The organism is Bacillus sp. FSL K6-4563, from assembly GCF_038630405.1.
Lineage (GTDB): Bacteria > Bacillota > Bacilli > Bacillales > Bacillaceae > Bacillus > Bacillus pumilus.
Genome location: NZ_CP152030.1, coordinates 3,544,198 through 3,563,961 on the forward strand (window position 1 = coordinate 3,544,198; position 19,764 = coordinate 3,563,961).

Below are 19,764 nucleotides of genomic sequence, written 5' to 3' on the forward strand. Positions count from 1 at the left end.
CTCTTCTTCAGTTGAATAAATGAAAAAGCCACCCCAAATGGAGCGGCCTTCTTATCGATTCAATCATGAATAAGACGAGGTCCAGCTCCACTTCCCTCCGCTAGTACAAACTAGATCAGGTTCAAAGGGTCCAAGATTTTCTCTTGTCTCAGTCATACATGACTCCCCTAGTGGACTTTTGTCATTTAATTATCTTTACTCTACACATGTAGAGATTTGCTGTCAACCGCCTTTCTTAATTCAACGTTCTGATCGTAGGCAGCTTTTCGATCCCTGCAGCATAGTAAAAATTAAGGACACTGAAGAAATCAATTGGTTTTCCCGTTTTCAAATCAACAGCTAAAATATGATCGCCGTAATTTGTCATATCATCAATATCTAAACGCCTTGGCGTTGTCTTTCCAAGTGTATCAACAAAGCTACTATGGTAGTATTGCCCGCTAGCAAACGATGATTCATGATACATAAATAACGTCTCCACATCTAAGTAGACGAGAATGGCCTCAGATGAACTCGCATAAGGAGAAGAGTACGATACTGGTGCCGAAATACTTTTCACTTTCACACTTTCAACAGAATGGGTTCTCTGATCATATTTTCCGTCATAGGAGAAATAAAATACACGCTCCCATTTATAATCGGCGGTCTTAGATTGTTTGTTATACACTTTTGTACCATTAGCGAAAACATCCCCATTCGCATACTCAGCTACAAAGTATTGCAAGGTTGAGGAGAGGGAAACAGCCCCAGTGAAATTGGGTGGGTTTTTTGCATTCACTTGTAACGTGTAAGAGTCTCCGAAATTTCCACCGCTTGTGATACCGAATGCGTAGTCACCTGCTGGTAAATTGGTCAAACCAAGGAGACTGCCTGCTGGCTGAATCAAGTCCGTCGGATAAGCTTGTCCAGTTTCATAATCAACAACAAATAATTGTACGAAATAATCGGGATTTGAAGAGGTAATTCGGCTGATGAGTGCCTGAGGTGAAGTCGTACTTAACAACCATAAATCGACTGGGTCATCCTCTGATAAGACAACCGATTGGTTGATGGCTAGTCCATCAATGGAGCGAACGGAAGATGTACGCATCTTACCATCTTTAGCGGCTTTTCGTTTGATACTGATTCCATTTTTCTTATCTACTTTAAAAGATTTTTTTAGCTGCTTCTTTTGGATAGCGGTTCCTTCATCCTGTTTCAAAAACGAGTCTTGCACTTGCTGAATGGCTTTTTCCGTCAGTGGTGACAATTTCCCATCTGATTTCGGTGCTTCTTCTGCTTTTAATACTGGTGAAAATAAACCTGTTGTGACGAGTAGAATGGATAATAAAGCTACAGTGATTTTTCCATATAATGCTCTCACAGGAACATCCCCTTTTTCCTCAATTGGGTTTTTTACCCTGTGAATATTTTACCATTATTTCATTCATTGTTATGGTCTTTTTTAGGAAATCTTTATGACAAAAAACCAGCCGTATTTGCTACGACTGGTTTTTTGATCACTTTATGAAATGGTTTTAACAAACAGGCGTGCTGTTTCTGCACTAGAACCTGGGTTTTGTCCAGTAATGATTTGTCCGTCAACTACAGCGTATGGTGCAAAGGCATCTCCTTTTTCAAACGCTGCCCCTTGCTCACGAAGTTTTGTTTCCAATAAAAATGGAACTTTTGATGTCAGCTGAACAGCTTCCTCTTCTTCGTTTGTGAAGCCTGTGATTTTTTTACCTTCGATAAATGATTTGCCATCTTGATCCTTCACATCAATGAATGCTGAAACGCCGTGACAAACAGCTCCGACTGCACCATTTTTGTTTGAAATAGCTAAGATTGCATCGGCTACCAGTTGATTAGACGCAAAATCGATCATTGGGCCGTGTCCTCCCGCAAAGAAAATGCCATCATAATCAGCTGGGTTCACATCTGTAAGCGCCTTTGTGTCTTGAAGTAATTCATATACATCTTCATATTGCGCTGGAACACCTTCTGGAATTGAATTTTTATCAATAGGGACAGTTCCACCTTGAATAGAGACAATTTGAACGTCTAGTTCATTTTCTTTAAAAATATGAAATGGCTCTGCCAACTCTTCTAGCCATAAGCCTGTTGGATGTCCGTTCATTTCTGAACTGCTTGTCGATACTAATAACACTTTCTTACTCATCTTGATCATCCTTTCGATTTATCATGTTTTCATTTTACATTTTGCACAATTAAATATCAAACAATTGAACTTCGTTGCAACTCTTTATGGTATACCCGATTTTCTAAAAAATATGGCATGTCATCAAATCTAATCAATATGTCACATTCTATTGGTAGGGAATTTCATGTAAAATTGTCATTGAGTGATATCATATGAGGGTAAGATGGATAGACCTCACGGATGTGAGGGGACTTTTAAAGGAGTGGAAAAGAGATGAAAACCTATTCGATTGTGATGATCATCATCACGCTCTGTATCATATTGGCCGTCTTTTTGATGAACTTAACAGGGGTCATGTATGGGAAAATTATTTTGGCTGTTGCCGTTGCACTATGTCTGACATCTATTATTCGTCTAATGGGTCTTCGAAAAAGATAAAAGCCGCCCTTTACTCGGGCGACTTTATTTACGGTTAAATTGCCAGGATAAGCGCAATTAATGCAAGAAGCGCTGGTACTCCTTGCTTGACGATGATTGATTTATTAGAGGTCACACCGCCAAATACCGCAGCGATGATCACGCAAAGAATGAAAAATAGCTGAATCATATATCCAACAGTATTCGATCCGAGAATGAGCCCCCAAATCAGTCCTGCAGCTAAAAACCCGTTATAAAGCCCTTGATTGGCAAACATCACTTTTACATTTGGATCCTTTTGCAAGTGTTCTGGCAGCTTAAAGGATCTCTTTGCCATCTTTGATTCCATAAAAAACATTTCTAATAACATAATGACAAGGTGTTCTAATGCGACAATTCCTACTAGTATTATTGCTAAAATATTCAATTTAGTTAATTCCTTTCTGATAGACGATCACGAATCTCTATTTTATCCGTGTATAAATCAAAGTCTTGTATTAATTCAAGCGCTTCAGTAAAGCGGCTTTGTGGAATGTCTTTCATTTTTCTCACACCAAACTCCTTTTTAATAAAAGCCATGATGGTATTGATATGAAGCTTACCGTGACCATCATACTCGAAATGGCTGCAAAAAGTCTGCATCGTCCCTCTTATCACCTTTAATTGCTTAGCAGTGACACAACTCATTGGTAACGCTCATCCTTTCCTTAGTTTTAACAGCTAAAAAGAACCATGTATGAAAGAAAAACCTTCCAATCTCTATTATATAATGATTTCATTCGGATATCAAAATAAAAAAGAACAGACATTCGACCAAAAAGCCGTCCTTTTCATCAAAAACAGTTTATTACCATATCAAAAAGCCGGATTCAATGGTAGAATCCGGCTTTCTGTTTAGTTACTTTTAGAAATTAATACCTTTCCAACAGAACGATCCTTACTTTGTCCAACAACTTTAAAGGATAGACCGTATGTTGGGACATCACGCCCTGCATCTGGATTATTTGGATTCACATAATTCTTTTTATCACTAAATGTACGAGTCGGGCGAATATAGCGATCTACCAACGTTAAGCCAGTTGTCGTTGTATAATCAATATCGAGCTTCGTACTTGGATTCAAAGAAAATGCTGCATCATGTACTTGGAAACCTGTGGCTGCAATGGAGCCGTCACTCCACTTCAATACTTGCTGATCCGCATCTACTACCCCAAGGAAACCGTTCCCTGGGTGTTTTCCTACCCAGTTATCACTGTAGGATTGATCGACATACCACACGACCAAACCGTTATTATAGCTCATGAGGCTTGCCCCGCGTTTGATATGCTTTAACCCTTTATCGACGTCAGCATATGAGCGCCACTCTAGTAAATAGTATTGAGCTGCATATTGTTTTCCATTCGATTTCGAGAATCCGTTAAAGGTGAAAGTAGATGTGCCCTCGGCATCATCTGACCACACTTTCGTCCCACCTGCAGTGATGTTTAAATCATCTACAAATAACCCTGGCAGTGAATAGCCTGCATCGGTTGTATAGCGGAATTGCAGGTCAATTTTCTTCCCTGCATAAGCAGAAAGATCAAAGGCTGCATCCACCCATCCACCTGATTTTCCGTCAATTCCATTGCCTTCGTTCGCTCCAGCTTCATTTCGATCATTCGTGATGTTACCAGCAATGGTCTTCCACTGATCAGTTCCTGTTTCACGAACTTCTACATACGCATAATCATAATCTTCTTCGATATCGTACCATGCTTTAAATGTCAGCTCTGCTTTGCTCCCTTTCGACAAATCGATACCTGCTGTCGTCATGGTCGCATTTAAATTGTCACCCGTTCCGCTGAAGTACGAATTTTGTCCTTGAGCAGGTTTTGTGACAACAATCTCTTTATCTGGTAAATCTACCCGAACCGCATCATGGTTCGTTCCTTTTGTTGCTGCTTCATCAATCAGCACTGTTTTGCTTTTCTTTAATGTTTTACCATCGATGGTTTGTCCAGTAAGCCAGTTACCGCCATGCAAGTTTTGAAGCATTTCTTTCGCATATGGACTAAAGCCTGTTGGTTCCGTTCCAGGGACTTTACCTGCCCAGCTTCCGCTTGACATGATCGACCAGTAGGAAACGGGCTCGCCTCCGCCTGTGTACTGTGTATCGTACTCATCGGGAAGACCAAGATCATGTCCGAATTCATGTGTGAACACGCCTGCCGCGCCATCTTCAGGCTCAATGGTGTAATCTAACGCGCCTAATTTCCCACCTTGTCCAACTTCAGATTCAGTGTTTGGAATTTCAAATACATCACCAAGTGACCAGCGGTGCGACCAAATCGCATTAGAGCCAAGTTGTCCGCCGCCAGCTTCTTCACCTACGCCAGCATGAACGACCATCAGATGGTCAATGATGCCGTCTGGTTCGTTATAAACGCCGTCGCCATCCATATCATAGCGGTCCCATTGATCATATTCACCGAGATCAATGTTCGGGTCCTTTGCTGCTGCTTCGAGTGCTTCTTTCACCAATTCACGCGGTCTGCCGTCACTGCCTGATTCATCAGGTACGTTCCCGCCATAATAGGCTGCTTCATACTTCGCTGTATACCAGCCAGCAACCGTTCCACTGATCGTGTAACTGCCGCCAGACTGTTTCTCATAATATTGCTTCATGGATACTTTTCGTTTCCCATCTGGACCGATGTAGCCATTTTTTCCGAAAAGCATGTCTTGATAGTGCTGCTGATCGTACTTGTCATAGTACATATCAGTCTCTTCTTTTTTAATACTATTATGCTTATAATCTTTAAAATCTACTAATAAAACCAATACCTTATCATTGCGAACTTCGCCTTTATACTTTTCCTTTTTGACCGGTTTTACATGATTGCTTTCTTTTCCATTATGCTTCTTTAACTTTTTCTTTTTGGCTAATTTGTTATGTACCTTTTGTTTGTATTCTTTCAGAAATTCAGGCTCTTCTGTTAAGGTGCTTGCACTTTGTTTCATAGCGGATTCTTCTTTTTTCTTTAGATAGTTCTTTAGTGCTTTTTGGGTTTCTGCTTCATTGGCATTCTTTTTGATCTTTCCTTGTTTTTTCAAGGCTTTGATGAGACGGTCTTCATTCACGACACTTGCGTCAAATGGAACACCTGAATAATGACCGCCATCTGAGGATGTTGATTTCTCTGTGGTGTGGGCAGATAGAGGGGTGCTGAAAGCTGTCAATGTGCCTAAACTGAGGACAGCCGTTAGTGCAATGCTCGTCCATTTCCCTTTTTTCATTTTGGTTCCTCCCTAATTTGGTAATAAATAATATCTAATTCTAGCATATTCCAATATACTTAAGTCGAAAAACATTTTATTTTCAGAAATTTTGTGGAAAATGCACAATACGGGAATGAAATGGGTGGAACAAGGTGTCGAAAATAAAAGAACCCTAGACGATAACCGCCTAGGGTGTTTGTTGTTTTACTATGAAAGTTGCTGGCCTTGAAAGGCAACAACGTCAAGTGGAGCGGCTAAGAATTCTTTTGCCTTCGCTACGAAAGCTTGGAAATGTGCACTCGCATTATGGCTCTGAACCGCAGCGTCATCTTTCCACACTTCTACCATTAAGAAGGTATGTTCCTTATCTGTATCCTTGAACAGCTTGTAGGATACATTGCCTTCTTCGGCTTGTGAAGCTTTCATTAATGCATTAATTTCTTCTAGAAATACGTTTTCTTTTTCTGGATGAATGGTCATCCCTGCATGAATAATAATCATCTAATCGTCTCCTTTTTAAAAGATATTATTTCCACTCTGTAATGCGTTCAATCGGTAAGCGGTAAGAAGCATAACCTTCGTCAGCAGCTTTCCCAATTGATAACAGCATCACTGGTACATAACGTTCTTTATCCCAGCCAAATGTTTCAGCGATGACTTCTTTATCAAAACCGCCAATTGGATTTGTATCATAGCCGTGTGCACGTGCTGCAAGCATAAGCTGCATAGACACAATTCCACCGTCAATTAAGATTGTTTCGCGGTTGACTTGCTCTGGAAGTACCTCAAAGTGTGCAGTTAGTGCAGCAATTTGTCTTTCTTTCACTTCTTGCGGCATGTAGCCATGCTCTACTGCTTTTGAATAAATTTCATCTAAGTATTCATTGCTTTTCATATCTGCAAATACTGCAATGACAGCTGCTGATGTTGACACTTGAGTTTGGTTGAATTTTGCAAGTGGTGCAAGCTTTTCTTTTCCTTCTGGGCTGTCAATGACCATAAAGCGCCAAGGCTGTGCATTCACTGATGATGGTGCAGTTGTTGCTTCTTCTAAAATCTCTGCCATTTCTTCTTTGCTGATTTTCACAGCTGGGTCATAGTTACGAATAGAACGGCGTCCTTTCAAAATTTCCATAAAATCGTTAGTTTTTAATGTTGTAGCCATGTTGAAACACTCCTTTAGGTTGTTTGAATCTTTTCGATGTTTTGTTGTATTCGGCTGAGCACATCAGTGAGAAGCTTTCGTTCTTCGTCACTTACGTTTTCAAGCATTTCTGAGATAAATCGTTCTTTTTCTTTTTTAGAAGCTTCGATTCTTGTTCTGCCTTCTTCTGTCAGACGAACAAGTGTGACTCGATTATCTTCTGGCTTTCTTCTGCGCGTGACCATTCCTTTTGCTTCTAACTGTTTTAAGTGACGCGTCACAGCCGCACTATCAATATTTACTTTTTTCTGCAAATCTGACTGGCTGATTTCGTCTGCTTGGAATAACAGTGATAGCAACTCTAGTCTTGATTGGCTGATGCCCGTGCATGCTTCGAACTTCACGCCCATCATACGGTTCACACACTGCAAACGGTATAATACCTCTGCTTCTTCAGAGCAAAATGCAGTCAATGCCATCCCCTCTTTTCTATTCAGATCAATTAGTTGATATATCAATCATTGACTCGTCAACTAATATACACCCATTATTTAATGAATGCAAGAGGTTTGTTTCATAAAGTGAAATTTTTTATCTCAATAGAAAAAGAAATGAACAAAAAAAGGACAAAAGCGGCGAAGCACTTTTGTCCTTTTTTCTTTATTCTGTGATCACAGTGTGAATGAGAGTTGGTGCATCAGCATGATCTGCGATGCGGATGTTGTCATAAATTTTCTCCACGACATTCGCAACATCTTCACGATTTGCATGAAGTGTCACGAGTGAATCTCCTTTTTCAACACGATCGCCGACTTTTTTGTTCAGCATGATGCCGACAGATAGGTCGATCTCGTCCTCTTTTGTCGCACGTCCTGCTCCAAGAATCATCGCTGCAACACCGATCTCGTCTGCGACGATTTCAGCAACCACACCTGATTCCTTTGCAGGAACGTCGATTTGGTAAGGGGCTTGCGGCAGTTTTTCCGGCTGATCTACAATCGAGCCGTCCCCACCTTGATTTTCTAAGAATTCCTTGAATTTCTCAAGTGCTTTGCCGTTTTTCATGACTTCAATTAGCTTTTCTCTTGCTTCATCAAGCGTTTCTGCTTTTTTCGCAAGAACGACCATTTGACTTCCTAAAGTGAGCACAAGCTCGTTTAAGTCTTCAGGGCCTTCGCCTTTAAGCGTATCAATCGCTTCTTTCACTTCAAGGGAATTTCCAATCGCTAATCCTAGCGGCTGAGACATATCAGAGATGACAGCCATCGTTTGTCTGCCAACGTTGTTTCCGATGCGGACCATGGCTTTTGCAAGCTTCTCAGAGTCTTCAGGTGTTTTCATGAAAGCACCTGCACCTGTTTTCACATCTAATACGATCGCATCTGCGCCAGCAGCAATTTTCTTACTCATAATAGAGCTTGCAATGAGCGGGATGGAGTTAACGGTTCCTGTCACATCACGAAGGGCATAAAGCTTTTTATCCGCTGGTGTCAGGTTGCCTGATTGACCAATGACCGCTACTTTATGACGGTTCACAAGCTCGATGAATTCGTCTTTTGTAATTTCTACGTGGAAGCCTTTTACCGCTTCAAGCTTGTCCACTGTACCGCCTGTATGTCCAAGGCCGCGGCCAGACATTTTCGCAACAGGTACATCAAGTGCAGCCACAAGAGGAGCAAGTACAAGCGTTGTTGTATCGCCTACACCGCCTGTTGAGTGCTTGTCTACTTTAATACCCTCAATGGCAGAGAGGTCAATCGTGTCTCCTGAGTTCGCCATAGCGAGCGTTAAGTCTGCACGTTCTTGATCCGTCATATCTTGGAAGAAAATCGCCATAGCCAAGGCACTTGCTTGGTAGTCAGGAATTGTTCCGTCCGTATATTCTTTGACAAAGAAAGAAATTTCCTCTGAAGATAATTCTTTTCCGTCACGTTTTTTTGCAATGATATCTACCATTCTCATTGTTTTCACCATTCCTTTTCTTAAATTAGTAAATCAAACCGACAACGCCTGCTGTTAAGAAGCTGACAAGTGTTGCACCAAATAGAAGCTTTAATCCAAAGCGTGCGACAACGTTCCCTTGTTTTTCGTTTAAGCCTTTGACTGCTCCAGCAATGATACCGATAGAAGAGAAGTTCGCAAATGATACAAGGAATACAGAAATGATCGCTTCTGTACGAGCAGTGAAATGGAAAGCATCACCGGACAGGATTTGCATTGCCACAAATTCGTTGGAAACCATTTTCGTTGCCATAATGCTTCCTGCTTGTACTGCTTCGCTCCAAGGTACACCAACAATAAAAGCAAATGGGGCAAATACATAACCAAGTACATCTTGGAAAGAAACACCGATGACAGCTGTAAAGATTCCATTAATCATCGCAATTAATGCAACGAATCCAATCAACATCGCAGCGACAACAATCGCTACTTTGAAACCATCCATAATATATTCGCCAAGCATTTCAAAGAAGGATTGCTTTTCTTCTTCTACAATTTCAATCATGTCTTCGTCCTTAGCCACTTCATAAGGATTGATGATAGACGCAATAATAAATCCACCAAATAGGTTCAGCACGAGTGCTGTTACAACATACTCTGGTTTAATCATTTGCATGTATGCACCGACAATGGACATTGATACTGTCGACATCGCAGATGCACACAATGTATAAAGACGTTGCTTAGGTAGTAATCCGAGCTGTTTCTTAATGGAAATAAAGACTTCTGATTGACCTAAAATCGCAGACGCTACTGCGTTGTAGGATTCTAGTTTCCCCATTCCATTTACTTTACTAAGCAAATACCCGATTCCGCGTACGATAAGCGGGAGGATACGCCAATGCTGCAGGATACCGATCAATGCCGAAATAAAGACGATCGGCAGTAAGACATTGATGAAGAAAGTTGACGCCTTATCATTCATTAATCCGCCAAATACGAAGTTGATTCCTTCACCGGCATAGCCTAGAAGCATTTGGAATCCCCTTGCAAAGCCCCCGACTAGAAAGTTTCCAACACCTGTATTGAGCAGAATATAACCTAAAATAAATTGCAGTACAATCATGACAATTACTGGACGGAATTTTACTCGTTTTTTGCCGTTACTAGCCAGCCATGCAATGGCGAGAATCACCAGCAAACCGATGATACCAATCACGTATTTCATGTTTTTCCTCCTCGAATGAATTCGTTTACATTAATGCGCTTGTATGGAACAAACCCTATTTCGCAAACAAAGTGCGGAAGAAATTCCCAGAAGTGAGATCCTTCCGCATATGACTTTTTCATCATTTATGAGTCACGAATGTTATCCTACCATAGGATCGTATGAATTAATAGTCTTTCGAAGGAGCTGATTGATCCCCTTTGATAATAGAAACGCCTGCACTCGCACCAATTCGGGTAGCGCCTGCAACTAGCATTGCCTCAACATCTTCTTTTGTTCTCACGCCGCCTGATGCTTTCACACCGATATCAGGTCCTACTGTTTTACGCATTAATGCGATGTCCTCAGCAGTTGCACCGCCTGTACTAAATCCAGTCGATGTTTTCACAAAATCAGCGCCAGCTTTCACTGAAAGCTCACAAGCTTTGACTTTCTCTTCATCTGTGAGTAAGCACGCTTCAATAATGACTTTCACAAGTGCCTTCCCTTTTGCTGCGTCTACAACTGCACGAATATCTTGCTCAACTGCATCATATTCGCCGTCTTTCAATGCCGCGATATTGATGACCATGTCCACTTCGGTTGCACCGTTCTCAATTGCATCCTTTGTTTCGAATGCTTTTACTGCTGTTGTGTTTGCACCTAGCGGGAAACCTATGACTGTACAAATATCAACGCCTGTTCCTGCTAGTTCTTTCGCCGCAAGAGACACCCATGTTGGATTCACACAAACAGATGCGAACTGATGAGTCTTTGCTTCTTCAAGTAACTGCATGATTGCAGCTTTCGATGTATCTGGTTTTAGTGCTGTATGATCAATAAGATTTGCTATCGTCATGCTTACACTTCCTTTTAATTATGATACTTTCATCATATATGACCGATGAACATTTGTAAACATAGTTATGAAATTTTGTTCATCTATTTTGTGACATTTAAAAGAGCCTTTGCTGTATGCTGATCAATCATCAATACGTTCGCATATTTTCCTCTTAGTGCCCCGTGGATAGAAGCAACCTTGCGATGTCCGCCAGCAACAAGAATAGAGCGTTCTTTTGTCCTTAAATCATCAAGCTCCACGCCAATCGTACGGTTGTTAATCGCTTCACTGCAAATGCGTCCTTCTTGATCATAAAAGCGCGAACAGATGTCCCCAACGCTGGATGCTTTGAGCAGTGCTTTTTCTTCTTCGCGGAAGTAACCAAGTCTAAACAAAAGGGCTTCATCTCTTACCGTTCCAACAGTGAACACAGCAATATTCGCCTGTTTGCCCATTTCAATGATGCGCTGAATATGTCTGTCCTGTTCAACCATCTCCTTGACGGCAGCACTATCAAATACAACAGGAAGCGGTAAATAGCGCGGTGCTGTTTGAAAGGCCTCGGCAAACAGCTGGATGGTTTCCGCAGAATATGTATTCACATGGGAGTGGCTAATCCCACCCTTCAGCTGGACAACCTCTACACCTTTGACCTGTTTAGGTTGCATCTTTTGAGCAATTTGATACATGGTGGTTCCCCAGCTCACACCAACGATATCACCGTCTTTTACTGTGTTTTGCAAGTACTCAGCACCAAATTGGCTCAAGTATTCGGTGATCGTTGGATAATCATCTTTGGGCGAAAACACCACATGAGCTTCGAGCAGGTCATATTTTTCCTTGAGTAATGAAGACAGCTCATTCAAGTCTTCAAACGGGTCCATTACCGTTATCTGGACGTACCCCTTCTCCTTCGCATATTGAAGCAGCCGAGATACAGTTGGTCTCGACAGGTCGAGCTGTTTGGCAATTTCCTGCTGGCTGTAATCCGATAAATAATACAGCCTTGCCGCTTCAATACTCAGTTGTTGTTTCTCCCGATCCATTCGTACGCCTCCTTTTTCTTCTATCATAACAAATTGTTCAACTTATCATGCACAAATGTTCATTTGAAGAAAATCGTATAGGCGGCTTGGAAGGTCTCATTCTTCTCTAAAGTTTGAATACCGAACTTTTCCTTGTACTGCCCATTCGTCCCTTCAACATCGGCAATACCGTACCAAGGCTCAATACAAACAAAAGGAGCCATTGTGCTCGTTTCTTGATGATAAGGTGACCAAATACCAACGAACGGAAAACCAGTGAGATCAACCTCAACCCCGTGACCTGCCTGAGACACCAATGACACTCGATTGATATGACTAAAGATCATCGCATCATGCTGAAAAAGCTCTGGTCGAAGCTGAATTGGTTTAAGCTGAATGCTTTTTTCTTTCTCCCTGACAAGTGAATTTTTTAGTTCATATTGGACAGGAAGATGCTCAGTAGAAGGCGTCAATGTCAGGGAATAATCTGCTGTGCGCTCTCCTTCAATTAGCGGAACTTGAAATGCGGGGTGACCTCCGATGGAGAAATACATCGTGTCATCTCCGACATTATCAATTTCCCAGGAAATCATCAGACCATTTTCCGACAGCTCGTATCGAATACGGGCGGTAAATTCAGAGGGATACTGCTCGATGTGGCGGCCTTTTGATTCATATTGAAAGGTCACTGTATGTTTCGTTTCTTCATGTAAATCAAAATCAACATCACGCAAGAATCCATGCTGCGTGAGCTCATAGGTTTGATCATCTATCTTGTATTGGTCATTCTTTAATCGTCCAACAATCGGGAATAAGACAGGCGACACCCTGCCCCAGTATGCAGGATCGCCAGACCACATATATTGACGTCCACTTTCCTTATGAAGCACCTCTCTGACCTCGGCACCCCTCTCATTGATCTGAATCAATAACTGATCATTTTCAATTGTTCTCATTTCACACATCCCCTTTCCATCTTCTTTTATTATGACAGGGATTTTGGTTTTGAGTATAAAAATAAGGCAGCCTTCCTGACCATCAATTCTTTCTTTATATAAAAATTTTAAAAAAAGACAGAAATTCGCCAACAAAATGTGATGCTGATTCGTCTAATCTTATATAAAATAAAAGAATCGTTGCTCTTTTGGAGTGACAACAAAAAAGAAGCGTTTTGACATAAATGGGGGATTCATTTTCATGAGCAGCAAGGAGAATCGTTTACGTTATATATTAGGACTAGATGGGCTAAGAGCCGTTGCTGTATTGGCAGTCATTGCTTATCACTTACATATTGGACCTGCAAGCGGCGGGTTTCTTGGCGTTGATTTGTTTTTTGTGATTTCTGGTTACTTGATTACAACGATCTTGTTACATAAGCAGGATTTGGGTTATCAAGAGCTTTTACCATTTTGGATGGGCCGAATCAGAAGGCTCCTTCCAGCTGCTTACGTGATGATTTTCTTAACCGTCAGCTGGTGTGCAATTGCGGGTTCGAATGCACTATTGTCCATTCGTGGCGATGCCTTATCGTCCTTTTTTTATGTCAGTAACTGGTGGTACATTTTCCATCAGCTGTCTTATTTTGATAGCTTCAACGCTGTATCTCCACTGAAAAATTTGTGGTCTTTGGCGATAGAAGAGCAATTTTATATCATTTGGCCGGTACTATTGATTGCTGGGCTAAAATGGGTGAAAAATAGATCCCATCTGCCAATGATCACCTTTGGCCTTGCACTTGTCTCCGCCTTATGGATGGCAATCCTTTATTCACCCGATACGGACCCAAGCAGGGTTTATTATGGAACAGATACTCGTGCATTTGCGCTTCTGATTGGGTGCAGCCTAGCATTTGTATGGCCCATGCAAAGACTGTCCAGCAAAAAGCTCCTTCCTGTTGGCAGACGTATTTTACATATCGCTGGTTTTGGTTCGTTTGCGGTTTTTCTTCTATGTGTTTATGCAGTGGACGAATTTGACGGCTTTCTCTATCAAGGCGGCATGCTTTTATTCTGTCTTAATGCAGCGATTTTAATTGCGTGCATCTGCCACCCTGCAAGCCTATTGGGAAAATGGTTCTCCTATCAGCCGCTCGTCTGGATTGGAAAGCGTTCTTATGGTATTTACCTGTGGCATTATCCCATCATCGTGCTGACCACCCCTGTCATTGAAATTGGACAGCCTTCTATGGGACGTGTCGCATTGCAGATCATTGCCATTTTACTTATCGCAGAGGCCTCTTACCGCTTCATCGAACAGCCGATTCGCCGGCTTGGCTTCACACAATATTTTGCCTCTTGGTCTATTTGGAAAAAGGGATTCAAACAATGGTCTACGTCTCATAAAGTGTTCCTTGGAATCACTGCAGCTCTTTTAATCTTATTTACCATTGGCATGTCCAGTTCGTCCCATACGTCTCCACATGCCAAGGAAGTGACACAAATTAAGACGGCACCGAAAAAAGCAGGAGACTCTACGGAATCGAAAACGAAAAAAAAGAAGGAAAAACATGAGAAGAAAGCAGCAGATCAGAAGCAGTTTCACCAAATTCTTGCTATTGGTGATTCCGTCATGCTGGACATAGCGCCGAATCTTGAAAAGACATATGCACAAATCACCATCGATGCAAAGGTTGGCAGACAAATGAACGAAGCCGTCAGCATCGCTCCTCAGTATGCTTCATTTAATCAATCTGATGCCGCTGTTATCATTGAGCTTGGCACGAATGGCTATTTTACTGAGGGCACATTGACAGCATTCATTCAGCAATTTTCAAAGGCGCACATTTTCCTTGTGAACACGAGAGTCCCAAGGTCTTGGGAAAGCGATGTGAATGCAGTCATTCAGCGAGTGGCCGATCAACATGCCAATGTGACCCTGGTCGATTGGCATTCAGCCGCTACTGGACAGCCTTCTTATTTTCAGCCTGATGGTGTTCACCTTTCAACAAAAGGCTCTGATACATTGACACAGCTCATTACAGCTAGCATCAAGAAAAAAGGAGATGTGTCATCGTCATAAAAAAGACTAGCATCCTGCTAGTCTCAGCGTGTAGACAAACCCTCGCATTCGTTGTTAGGTCTGCGCGCTGGTGCTCACGAATGTTCAATTCGCTCCGCGCCAGTGCTCGCCCTTCCTAGACTTCAAAGGTTTTCTATCACGCTGAAAAGAAGACAAAGGGCTAAAATAAACATCATTTTAGCACTTTGTCAACAATCTAAGACTAGCATCCTGCTAGTCTTCTTTTATGCCGTTAAAAGACTGGCTTTCAGCGCTAACACACGCTTTTCCTTCGTTTTTTGATCCACCAACGCAAAATCACCATTCTCATACGCTAATGAAAATAATTGTTCGATATGAAACACACCTGTCTGAAACCGCCTGCCCAATAAATGCAGTGCCGCAGCAGAGGCGACTTGAGCTGTTGCTTGAGACTCATCATGCCCTTTGATTCCAAGTGCTACGTGATGAATCTTGTTCCTCTCCATTCCTGTCGCCTCCACTTTCACTGCATATTGATCTGTTCCCATTTGAGCAGATTGAATCATAGAAATGGCTCGTTCCTTGATTTTCGGCACAGTGAGAAGGGACGTCATTCCAAGGCTCCTTGTGAAGGCAAATGCCCGCGTTGCCGCGCGAGAATCAAAACAAAGCCTTGTTGTCACAGAAGGCACGCTGAGCGTCAAAGGCAATGTCTGCTGATCAGAGAAGGGGAACTGATAGGCTTGCCGCTTTCCAAGTTTCACACCAAAATCTATACGCTTGCCTCCAGTAAAGCTTTTGACTCTTTTACGCTGATGATGCTCAGTAACCACATAGTCAGTATGGACATTGTCAAGCGTCCATTCAATGGCGGCTTTTCCATGCTGATCACCCAATCCAAGCATAATCCCTATATCTATTTGATTCACTGATGAGAGCATAGATGCTGCTTTCGCTGCCAATAAATTCGTAAGGCCAGGCGCAAGCCCGACGCTGAGTAAAGCCGTTGCACTGGTGTGCTGGTGATCCAGTTTTGCCATCTGTTCCATGTACGCCCCTTTCGCAGAAATATCTATATAATCAATGCCTGACCGCAGAACTGTTTCAGCAAATGACGGGTCTTCTTGATCAAGGCACATGATCACCAGTTTTGTTTGATCCACCCAGTCCGAAAATAACGGCTCACTGACATCTAGTTGATAGGGAAGAACTTTCCCTTTTGTCTGGCGTGAAAATTTCTCAGCTTTCTCATAGCTTCTGCCTGCCGCTACAATTTGTCCGGGATACACTTCGCTTAGCTCAAGACATATTTGCTGTCCAACATGTCCATAGCCGCCTATCACCATCACCTGTGATCTCATTTCTTATCCGCCTCTCTACGACCTCGCTTGCAAACAAGCCCCTTAATCATTCCTGCCTGAAAATAAGGTCTGATGTCTTCAAATCCTGCTTTGATTAAATGCTCTTTTATCTCTTCCTCGGGAACAGGGTGTGTCGCGCTTCCCAGCCTGTCTTTAAAGGACGTAAACACTTCTTTTTCTAGACCTTGCCGGTGCATGAAAAGAGAAAGCATGTGAAGCTCCTGTTGAAATGCTTGGGACTTCATCTCTCCCTGTATAAATGCCAACATAAACGGCGCATCTGGTTGAAGCCTGCTGGCAATCTCTTCTAAAAAGAGCTGGCGCTTTTCTATAAAATGAATCACAAGCAAGCTCACCGCTGCATCGTAAACAGGTTCAGCTGAAACCTTATCTAATGAGGCCTCATGCCATGTGACACGCGATTCCATCTCAAGCTGTGCAACTCGCTGTTTCGCCATGTCCAGCATAGAAGGTGACGGATCGACCCCTGTGATGAGCCAGTCTTCTTTTCTTTGAAGCATATTGATGATCTCTTCACCCCCGCCCGCTCCAACAGTCAGGATGCGGGAAGCCGCTCCCTTTAATTCAGTTTCTAATACGTCTATTGTCAATTCATGCAATAGCTGATAGCCGGGTACTTTATAGGCAATCGTCGCTGCATATGACTCAGCAACGGGATCGTGCCAATGCTGGTTTCCTTTCATGTCCTTCTCCTCCAGTTCCTTTCCGCTTTTACATCGTTTCCTGTACACTAACGGTATGACCTCTTTATTGTAAAAAGAGACACCAGAAAACACGATCCCTAAAAGTGGGGATTTTTGAGGAGGAGATCATGTGACCAATCCAGCCACTCATTTTCAGCAGCTGAGACAACACATTCGGGACGAGCTTGCTACCGTCCTTGATTTTGATGCCGCCTGTATCACGACCATCGATCCAGCCACTCTCCTCTCGACAGGTTCCTTCACAGATGAACCGATTGAAGACATTCATGACCAGCTGTTTCAAAATGAGTTCTTAAAAAAGGACGTACATCAGCATGAGTCTCTAGCCAAAGGCCCCGTTCATGCTGCGAGCCTAGTCCAAAGCGGAGAATATCTCAACAGTGAGCGCTACCAAGACATTTTGTTACCTAAAGGATGGTCTGATGAATTGCGGGCAGCTCTTGTGATTCAAGGAGAATGCTGGGGCATTGCCAGCCTCTATCGTCTAAAGAACAAGGAACCTTTTCAAGAACAAGATATTCGAGCGGTCATCGAACAAACGCCTAGACTCGCAGCCAAGCTGAGAGATGAACTTTTCAGGAAAAGAGATACCGAAGAGGACGCGGCGGCGGAGCAGCAGGGCTTCCTCATTCTCTCGCACGATTACAACCTTCTTTATGGAAATGAGACGGGTCTTCATTGGCTTCAGACGTTTCAAGTCTTTGAACAAATCCATGACAGGGCGGTTATGCCGCGCCCGTTTAGAGCATTAGGGGCAAAGCTTTTATACGGCGGAATCGACCAAACAGCGGCAAGCATGACGAGATTGCCTACGGGGCTGTTCCTCTCGCTTCAAGCATTTCGATTAGCGCAGGCAGCCGGTCAGGAAGAGGCTGTCATGATTCACATCAAGAGAGCCCAAACCAATGATATTCTTCCTTATGCGGCAAAAACGTACAAGCTGACAGAAAGAGAGATGAACGTCCTCGACTGCTTATTAAAAGGACAGTCTACAAAGGAAATTGCCAGCACTTTATTTATTTCAACCCATACCGTCCATGATCATGTGAAGGCGATGCTGCAAAAGACAAATTTGAGCAGCAGACGGATGCTTGTTTACTTTTTCTCTCACATATAAAAAAGCGGCTACCTCACTGGTAGACCGCTTTTTCGTTTATTTCCCTAAAACTAACTCATGCAGGACATGTGCAACGCCGGCTTCATTATTGGACTTTGTCACAACATCCGCTACTGCTTTGACATCATCAATGGCATTTCCCATGGCAACACCACAGCCCGCAAATTCCAGCATCGATACGTCGTTCCCATTGTCACCAATGGCCATGACCTCTTCACGAGCAATCCCCAGCTCTTTCGCTAGAAGCTTCACGGCATTCCCTTTGCTGACTTTAGGATGCAGGATTTCAAGGAAGAAATCTGTACTTTTCACCATCATGTACTTGTCTTTTACTTCAGATGGAATGGCTTGTATCGTCTTTTCCAACCGTTCTGGCTGATCAATATACATCATTTTCGGAAGTCTCATTGAAGGATCTGCCTCTTCAACAGGTAAATATTTAAGCGGCAGCTTTGTTAAATAAGATTCAAGTACTGTGTACTCACTAATATCACGATTCGGTGTGTACAAATGAGCGGAATCGAAATAATGCATCGGTGTATCGAGCTCACGGCTCAGCTTATATAAAGAAGTTAAATCCTCATAGGATAACGTCAGTTCTGACACCACTTCATTTGTGTGACTGTTTTGGACGAGCGCCCCATTATAGGCAATCACATAATCTCCCTCTTGATTGAGCTGAAGATCATCTAAATAGCGATTCACTCCGCCAATAGGCCGTCCTGTACATAACACAATTTTAACGCCCTCTGCTTTCGCCTGTTGAATGGCTTCAAACACCTCATCCGGCACCATATGTTGATCATTTAATAACGTACCATCCATATCAATTGCAACTAATTTATACATTCACCGGTCCCCTTTTCTCAGCAAAAAACGTGCTGCACTATTTTGAGCCATCATCTATATGATGACAGGTTATATCATTACTATTTACCTATTTTAGCCTATCGTTTTTTCATCACGCTGTCTACTTGTTCTCACTGTAACAAAATTGTCATATGCCTTCTCTATTATATCGTATTCTATTTATCCTGCTTTAAATAGAGTTTCTACCCTTTTCCAACGGGAAAATGAAGACAAATGTTCACCACTGAATATTTTGAAACTAGCAAATCTAATTGTATGATGGATAGCAAAGAAAGGAGGTGCAGGGAATGCTTACGTTTACTAGAGGTAAATTGTCAAAAATGTCTGGTGTGCATATTGAAACCATTCGTTTTTATGAAAATGAGGGTGTGCTCCCCGAACCAAAGAGAGCACATAACGGCTATCGTTTATATGATAAAAAATATGTACTCATGCTATCCTTTATCACAGAAGCAAGAAAGCTAGATTTCTCACTCAAAGAAATTCGTGAAATTATTAAATCGCTATTTGAAAAACAATCAAAGACAGAAGCTGAACAGCTGCTCGAACAAAAAGTTGAGGATATTCAACACTCCATTCAAGAGTTAAAGAAGAGGAAAGCTGCCATTCAATTATTAACAAAACAAACATTAGCGAACATCAGCTAATTGTAAGGGTTGCCAAAGATGTGCCAGTGTTTGCCACTGGCGCCCCTCTACGCCCAGGTCTCAAGTGCGCGTGCGATCCAAACATCAGT

The 19,764-nt window shown here is 42.3% G+C and carries 20 protein-coding genes and 1 riboswitch; of the genes, 4 read left to right on the forward strand and 16 right to left on the reverse strand.

Annotated elements, in window-relative coordinates:
• Positions 1-75: 75 nt before the first annotated feature.
• A riboswitch (TPP riboswitch) is annotated at positions 76-179 on the reverse strand.
• 56 nt (positions 180-235) lie between these two features.
• On the reverse strand, positions 236-1,363 hold the full coding sequence (locus MHH54_RS18075; protein WP_106029435.1) for a hypothetical protein: 1,128 nt from the start codon (positions 1,361-1,363) through the stop codon (positions 236-238).
• A gap of 141 nt (positions 1,364-1,504) precedes the next feature.
• Positions 1,505-2,161 carry a type 1 glutamine amidotransferase domain-containing protein gene (locus tag MHH54_RS18080; protein WP_003215149.1) on the reverse strand — a complete coding sequence of 219 codons (657 nt, stop codon included), beginning with the start codon at positions 2,159-2,161 and terminating at the stop codon, positions 1,505-1,507.
• Between the two features lie 255 nt (positions 2,162-2,416).
• Here MHH54_RS18080 and MHH54_RS18085 point away from each other — a divergent pair, with 255 nt between their 5' ends.
• On the forward strand, positions 2,417-2,581 hold the full coding sequence (locus tag MHH54_RS18085; protein WP_003214630.1) for a hypothetical protein: 165 nt from the start codon (positions 2,417-2,419) through the stop codon (positions 2,579-2,581).
• A 34-nt stretch (positions 2,582-2,615) separates the two neighbouring features.
• Here MHH54_RS18085 and MHH54_RS18090 read toward each other — a convergent pair whose 3' ends face one another.
• From MHH54_RS18090 to MHH54_RS18140, 11 genes are all read right to left on the reverse strand, one after another.
• Complete coding sequence (locus MHH54_RS18090; protein ID WP_003215243.1) at positions 2,616-2,987, reverse strand: DUF1304 domain-containing protein; 372 nt, start codon at positions 2,985-2,987, stop codon at positions 2,616-2,618.
• 5 nt (positions 2,988-2,992) lie between these two features.
• Complete coding sequence (locus MHH54_RS18095) at positions 2,993-3,247, reverse strand: ORF6C domain-containing protein (RefSeq protein ID WP_034620285.1); 255 nt, start codon at positions 3,245-3,247, stop codon at positions 2,993-2,995.
• 207 nt (positions 3,248-3,454) lie between these two features.
• Positions 3,455-5,836 (reverse strand): immune inhibitor A domain-containing protein, encoded by a 2,382-nt coding sequence (locus MHH54_RS18100; RefSeq protein WP_342500510.1) that lies wholly within the window; start codon positions 5,834-5,836, stop codon positions 3,455-3,457.
• Between the two features lie 189 nt (positions 5,837-6,025).
• Positions 6,026-6,319, reverse strand: a complete 294-nt coding sequence (locus MHH54_RS18105) for a putative quinol monooxygenase (protein ID WP_003214755.1) — start codon at positions 6,317-6,319, stop codon at positions 6,026-6,028.
• A 25-nt stretch (positions 6,320-6,344) separates the two neighbouring features.
• Complete coding sequence (locus MHH54_RS18110; RefSeq protein ID WP_003214802.1) at positions 6,345-6,983, reverse strand: nitroreductase family protein; 639 nt, start codon at positions 6,981-6,983, stop codon at positions 6,345-6,347.
• A 14-nt stretch (positions 6,984-6,997) separates the two neighbouring features.
• Positions 6,998-7,441: a MarR family transcriptional regulator gene (locus tag MHH54_RS18115; protein WP_003215380.1), complete on the reverse strand. Its 444-nt coding sequence runs from the start codon at positions 7,439-7,441 to the stop codon at positions 6,998-7,000.
• 181 nt (positions 7,442-7,622) lie between these two features.
• A complete protein-coding gene (locus MHH54_RS18120; RefSeq protein ID WP_106035751.1) occupies positions 7,623-8,924 on the reverse strand; it encodes a pyrimidine-nucleoside phosphorylase in 1,302 nt (433 codons plus the stop codon).
• A gap of 25 nt (positions 8,925-8,949) precedes the next feature.
• Positions 8,950-10,131: a NupC/NupG family nucleoside CNT transporter gene (locus MHH54_RS18125; RefSeq protein WP_050944580.1), complete on the reverse strand. Its 1,182-nt coding sequence runs from the start codon at positions 10,129-10,131 to the stop codon at positions 8,950-8,952.
• 166 nt (positions 10,132-10,297) lie between these two features.
• Positions 10,298-10,969: a deoxyribose-phosphate aldolase gene (gene deoC / locus MHH54_RS18130; protein ID WP_106029431.1), complete on the reverse strand. Its 672-nt coding sequence runs from the start codon at positions 10,967-10,969 to the stop codon at positions 10,298-10,300.
• Between the two features lie 83 nt (positions 10,970-11,052).
• The gene (locus MHH54_RS18135) at positions 11,053-11,997 is read right to left on the reverse strand and encodes a sugar-binding transcriptional regulator (protein WP_003214694.1); all 945 of its coding nucleotides are present in this window, start codon (positions 11,995-11,997) and stop codon (positions 11,053-11,055) included.
• Positions 11,998-12,056: 59 nt separating this feature from the next.
• The gene (locus MHH54_RS18140) at positions 12,057-12,932 is read right to left on the reverse strand and encodes an aldose 1-epimerase family protein (protein ID WP_106029430.1); all 876 of its coding nucleotides are present in this window, start codon (positions 12,930-12,932) and stop codon (positions 12,057-12,059) included.
• Positions 12,933-13,173: 241 nt separating this feature from the next.
• Between MHH54_RS18140 and MHH54_RS18145 the strand changes: the two genes are divergently transcribed.
• Positions 13,174-14,994, forward strand: a complete 1,821-nt coding sequence (locus MHH54_RS18145; protein ID WP_342500511.1) for an acyltransferase family protein — start codon at positions 13,174-13,176, stop codon at positions 14,992-14,994.
• Between the two features lie 224 nt (positions 14,995-15,218).
• On the opposite strand, the gene MHH54_RS18150 is transcribed toward MHH54_RS18145, so the two are convergent.
• Together MHH54_RS18150 and MHH54_RS18155 are read right to left on the reverse strand one after the other, a co-directional pair.
• On the reverse strand, positions 15,219-16,316 hold the full coding sequence (locus tag MHH54_RS18150; protein WP_342500512.1) for a saccharopine dehydrogenase NADP-binding domain-containing protein: 1,098 nt from the start codon (positions 16,314-16,316) through the stop codon (positions 15,219-15,221).
• Positions 16,313-17,020 (reverse strand): class I SAM-dependent methyltransferase, encoded by a 708-nt coding sequence (locus tag MHH54_RS18155; protein WP_342500513.1) that lies wholly within the window; start codon positions 17,018-17,020, stop codon positions 16,313-16,315. The genes MHH54_RS18150 and MHH54_RS18155 overlap by 4 nt, the downstream gene beginning before the upstream one ends.
• Before the next feature lie 130 nt (positions 17,021-17,150).
• On the opposite strand from MHH54_RS18155, the gene MHH54_RS18160 reads away from it, so the two are divergent.
• A complete protein-coding gene (locus tag MHH54_RS18160) occupies positions 17,151-18,158 on the forward strand; it encodes a helix-turn-helix transcriptional regulator (protein ID WP_003214914.1) in 1,008 nt (335 codons plus the stop codon).
• A gap of 36 nt (positions 18,159-18,194) precedes the next feature.
• Here the strand turns inward: MHH54_RS18160 and yidA are convergent, their stop codons facing one another.
• The gene (gene yidA / locus MHH54_RS18165) at positions 18,195-19,007 is read right to left on the reverse strand and encodes a sugar-phosphatase (RefSeq protein WP_342500514.1); all 813 of its coding nucleotides are present in this window, start codon (positions 19,005-19,007) and stop codon (positions 18,195-18,197) included.
• A 308-nt stretch (positions 19,008-19,315) separates the two neighbouring features.
• On the opposite strand from yidA, the gene MHH54_RS18170 reads away from it, so the two are divergent.
• Positions 19,316-19,675, forward strand: a complete 360-nt coding sequence (locus MHH54_RS18170; RefSeq protein ID WP_003215283.1) for a MerR family transcriptional regulator — start codon at positions 19,316-19,318, stop codon at positions 19,673-19,675.
• Positions 19,676-19,764 lie beyond the last annotated feature (89 nt).

What these genes read in the sequence shown, in the direction of transcription:
- MHH54_RS18105 (WP_003214755.1), bottom strand. Translation starts at nt 6,319, where the DNA reads ATGATTATTATTCATGCAGGGATGACCATTCATCCAGAAAAAGAAAAC.
- MHH54_RS18095 (WP_034620285.1), bottom strand. Translation starts at nt 3,247, where the DNA reads ATGAGTTGTGTCACTGCTAAGCAATTAAAGGTGATAAGAGGGACGATG.
- MHH54_RS18120 (WP_106035751.1), bottom strand. Translation starts at nt 8,924, where the DNA reads ATGAGAATGGTAGATATCATTGCAAAAAAACGTGACGGAAAAGAATTA.
- MHH54_RS18145 (WP_342500511.1), top strand. Translation starts at nt 13,174, where the DNA reads ATGAGCAGCAAGGAGAATCGTTTACGTTATATATTAGGACTAGATGGG.
- MHH54_RS18100 (WP_342500510.1), bottom strand. Translation starts at nt 5,836, where the DNA reads ATGAAAAAAGGGAAATGGACGAGCATTGCACTAACGGCTGTCCTCAGT.
- MHH54_RS18115 (WP_003215380.1), bottom strand. Translation starts at nt 7,441, where the DNA reads ATGGCATTGACTGCATTTTGCTCTGAAGAAGCAGAGGTATTATACCGT.
- MHH54_RS18150 (WP_342500512.1), bottom strand. Translation starts at nt 16,316, where the DNA reads ATGAGATCACAGGTGATGGTGATAGGCGGCTATGGACATGTTGGACAG.
- MHH54_RS18110 (WP_003214802.1), bottom strand. Translation starts at nt 6,983, where the DNA reads ATGGCTACAACATTAAAAACTAACGATTTTATGGAAATTTTGAAAGGA.
- MHH54_RS18140 (WP_106029430.1), bottom strand. Translation starts at nt 12,932, where the DNA reads ATGAGAACAATTGAAAATGATCAGTTATTGATTCAGATCAATGAGAGG.
- deoC (WP_106029431.1), bottom strand. Translation starts at nt 10,969, where the DNA reads ATGACGATAGCAAATCTTATTGATCATACAGCACTAAAACCAGATACA.
- MHH54_RS18155 (WP_342500513.1), bottom strand. Translation starts at nt 17,020, where the DNA reads ATGAAAGGAAACCAGCATTGGCACGATCCCGTTGCTGAGTCATATGCA.
- MHH54_RS18170 (WP_003215283.1), top strand. Translation starts at nt 19,316, where the DNA reads ATGCTTACGTTTACTAGAGGTAAATTGTCAAAAATGTCTGGTGTGCAT.
- yidA (WP_342500514.1), bottom strand. Translation starts at nt 19,007, where the DNA reads ATGTATAAATTAGTTGCAATTGATATGGATGGTACGTTATTAAATGAT.
- MHH54_RS18085 (WP_003214630.1), top strand. Translation starts at nt 2,417, where the DNA reads ATGAAAACCTATTCGATTGTGATGATCATCATCACGCTCTGTATCATA.
- MHH54_RS18125 (WP_050944580.1), bottom strand. Translation starts at nt 10,131, where the DNA reads ATGAAATACGTGATTGGTATCATCGGTTTGCTGGTGATTCTCGCCATT.
- MHH54_RS18080 (WP_003215149.1), bottom strand. Translation starts at nt 2,161, where the DNA reads ATGAGTAAGAAAGTGTTATTAGTATCGACAAGCAGTTCAGAAATGAAC.
- MHH54_RS18135 (WP_003214694.1), bottom strand. Translation starts at nt 11,997, where the DNA reads ATGGATCGGGAGAAACAACAACTGAGTATTGAAGCGGCAAGGCTGTAT.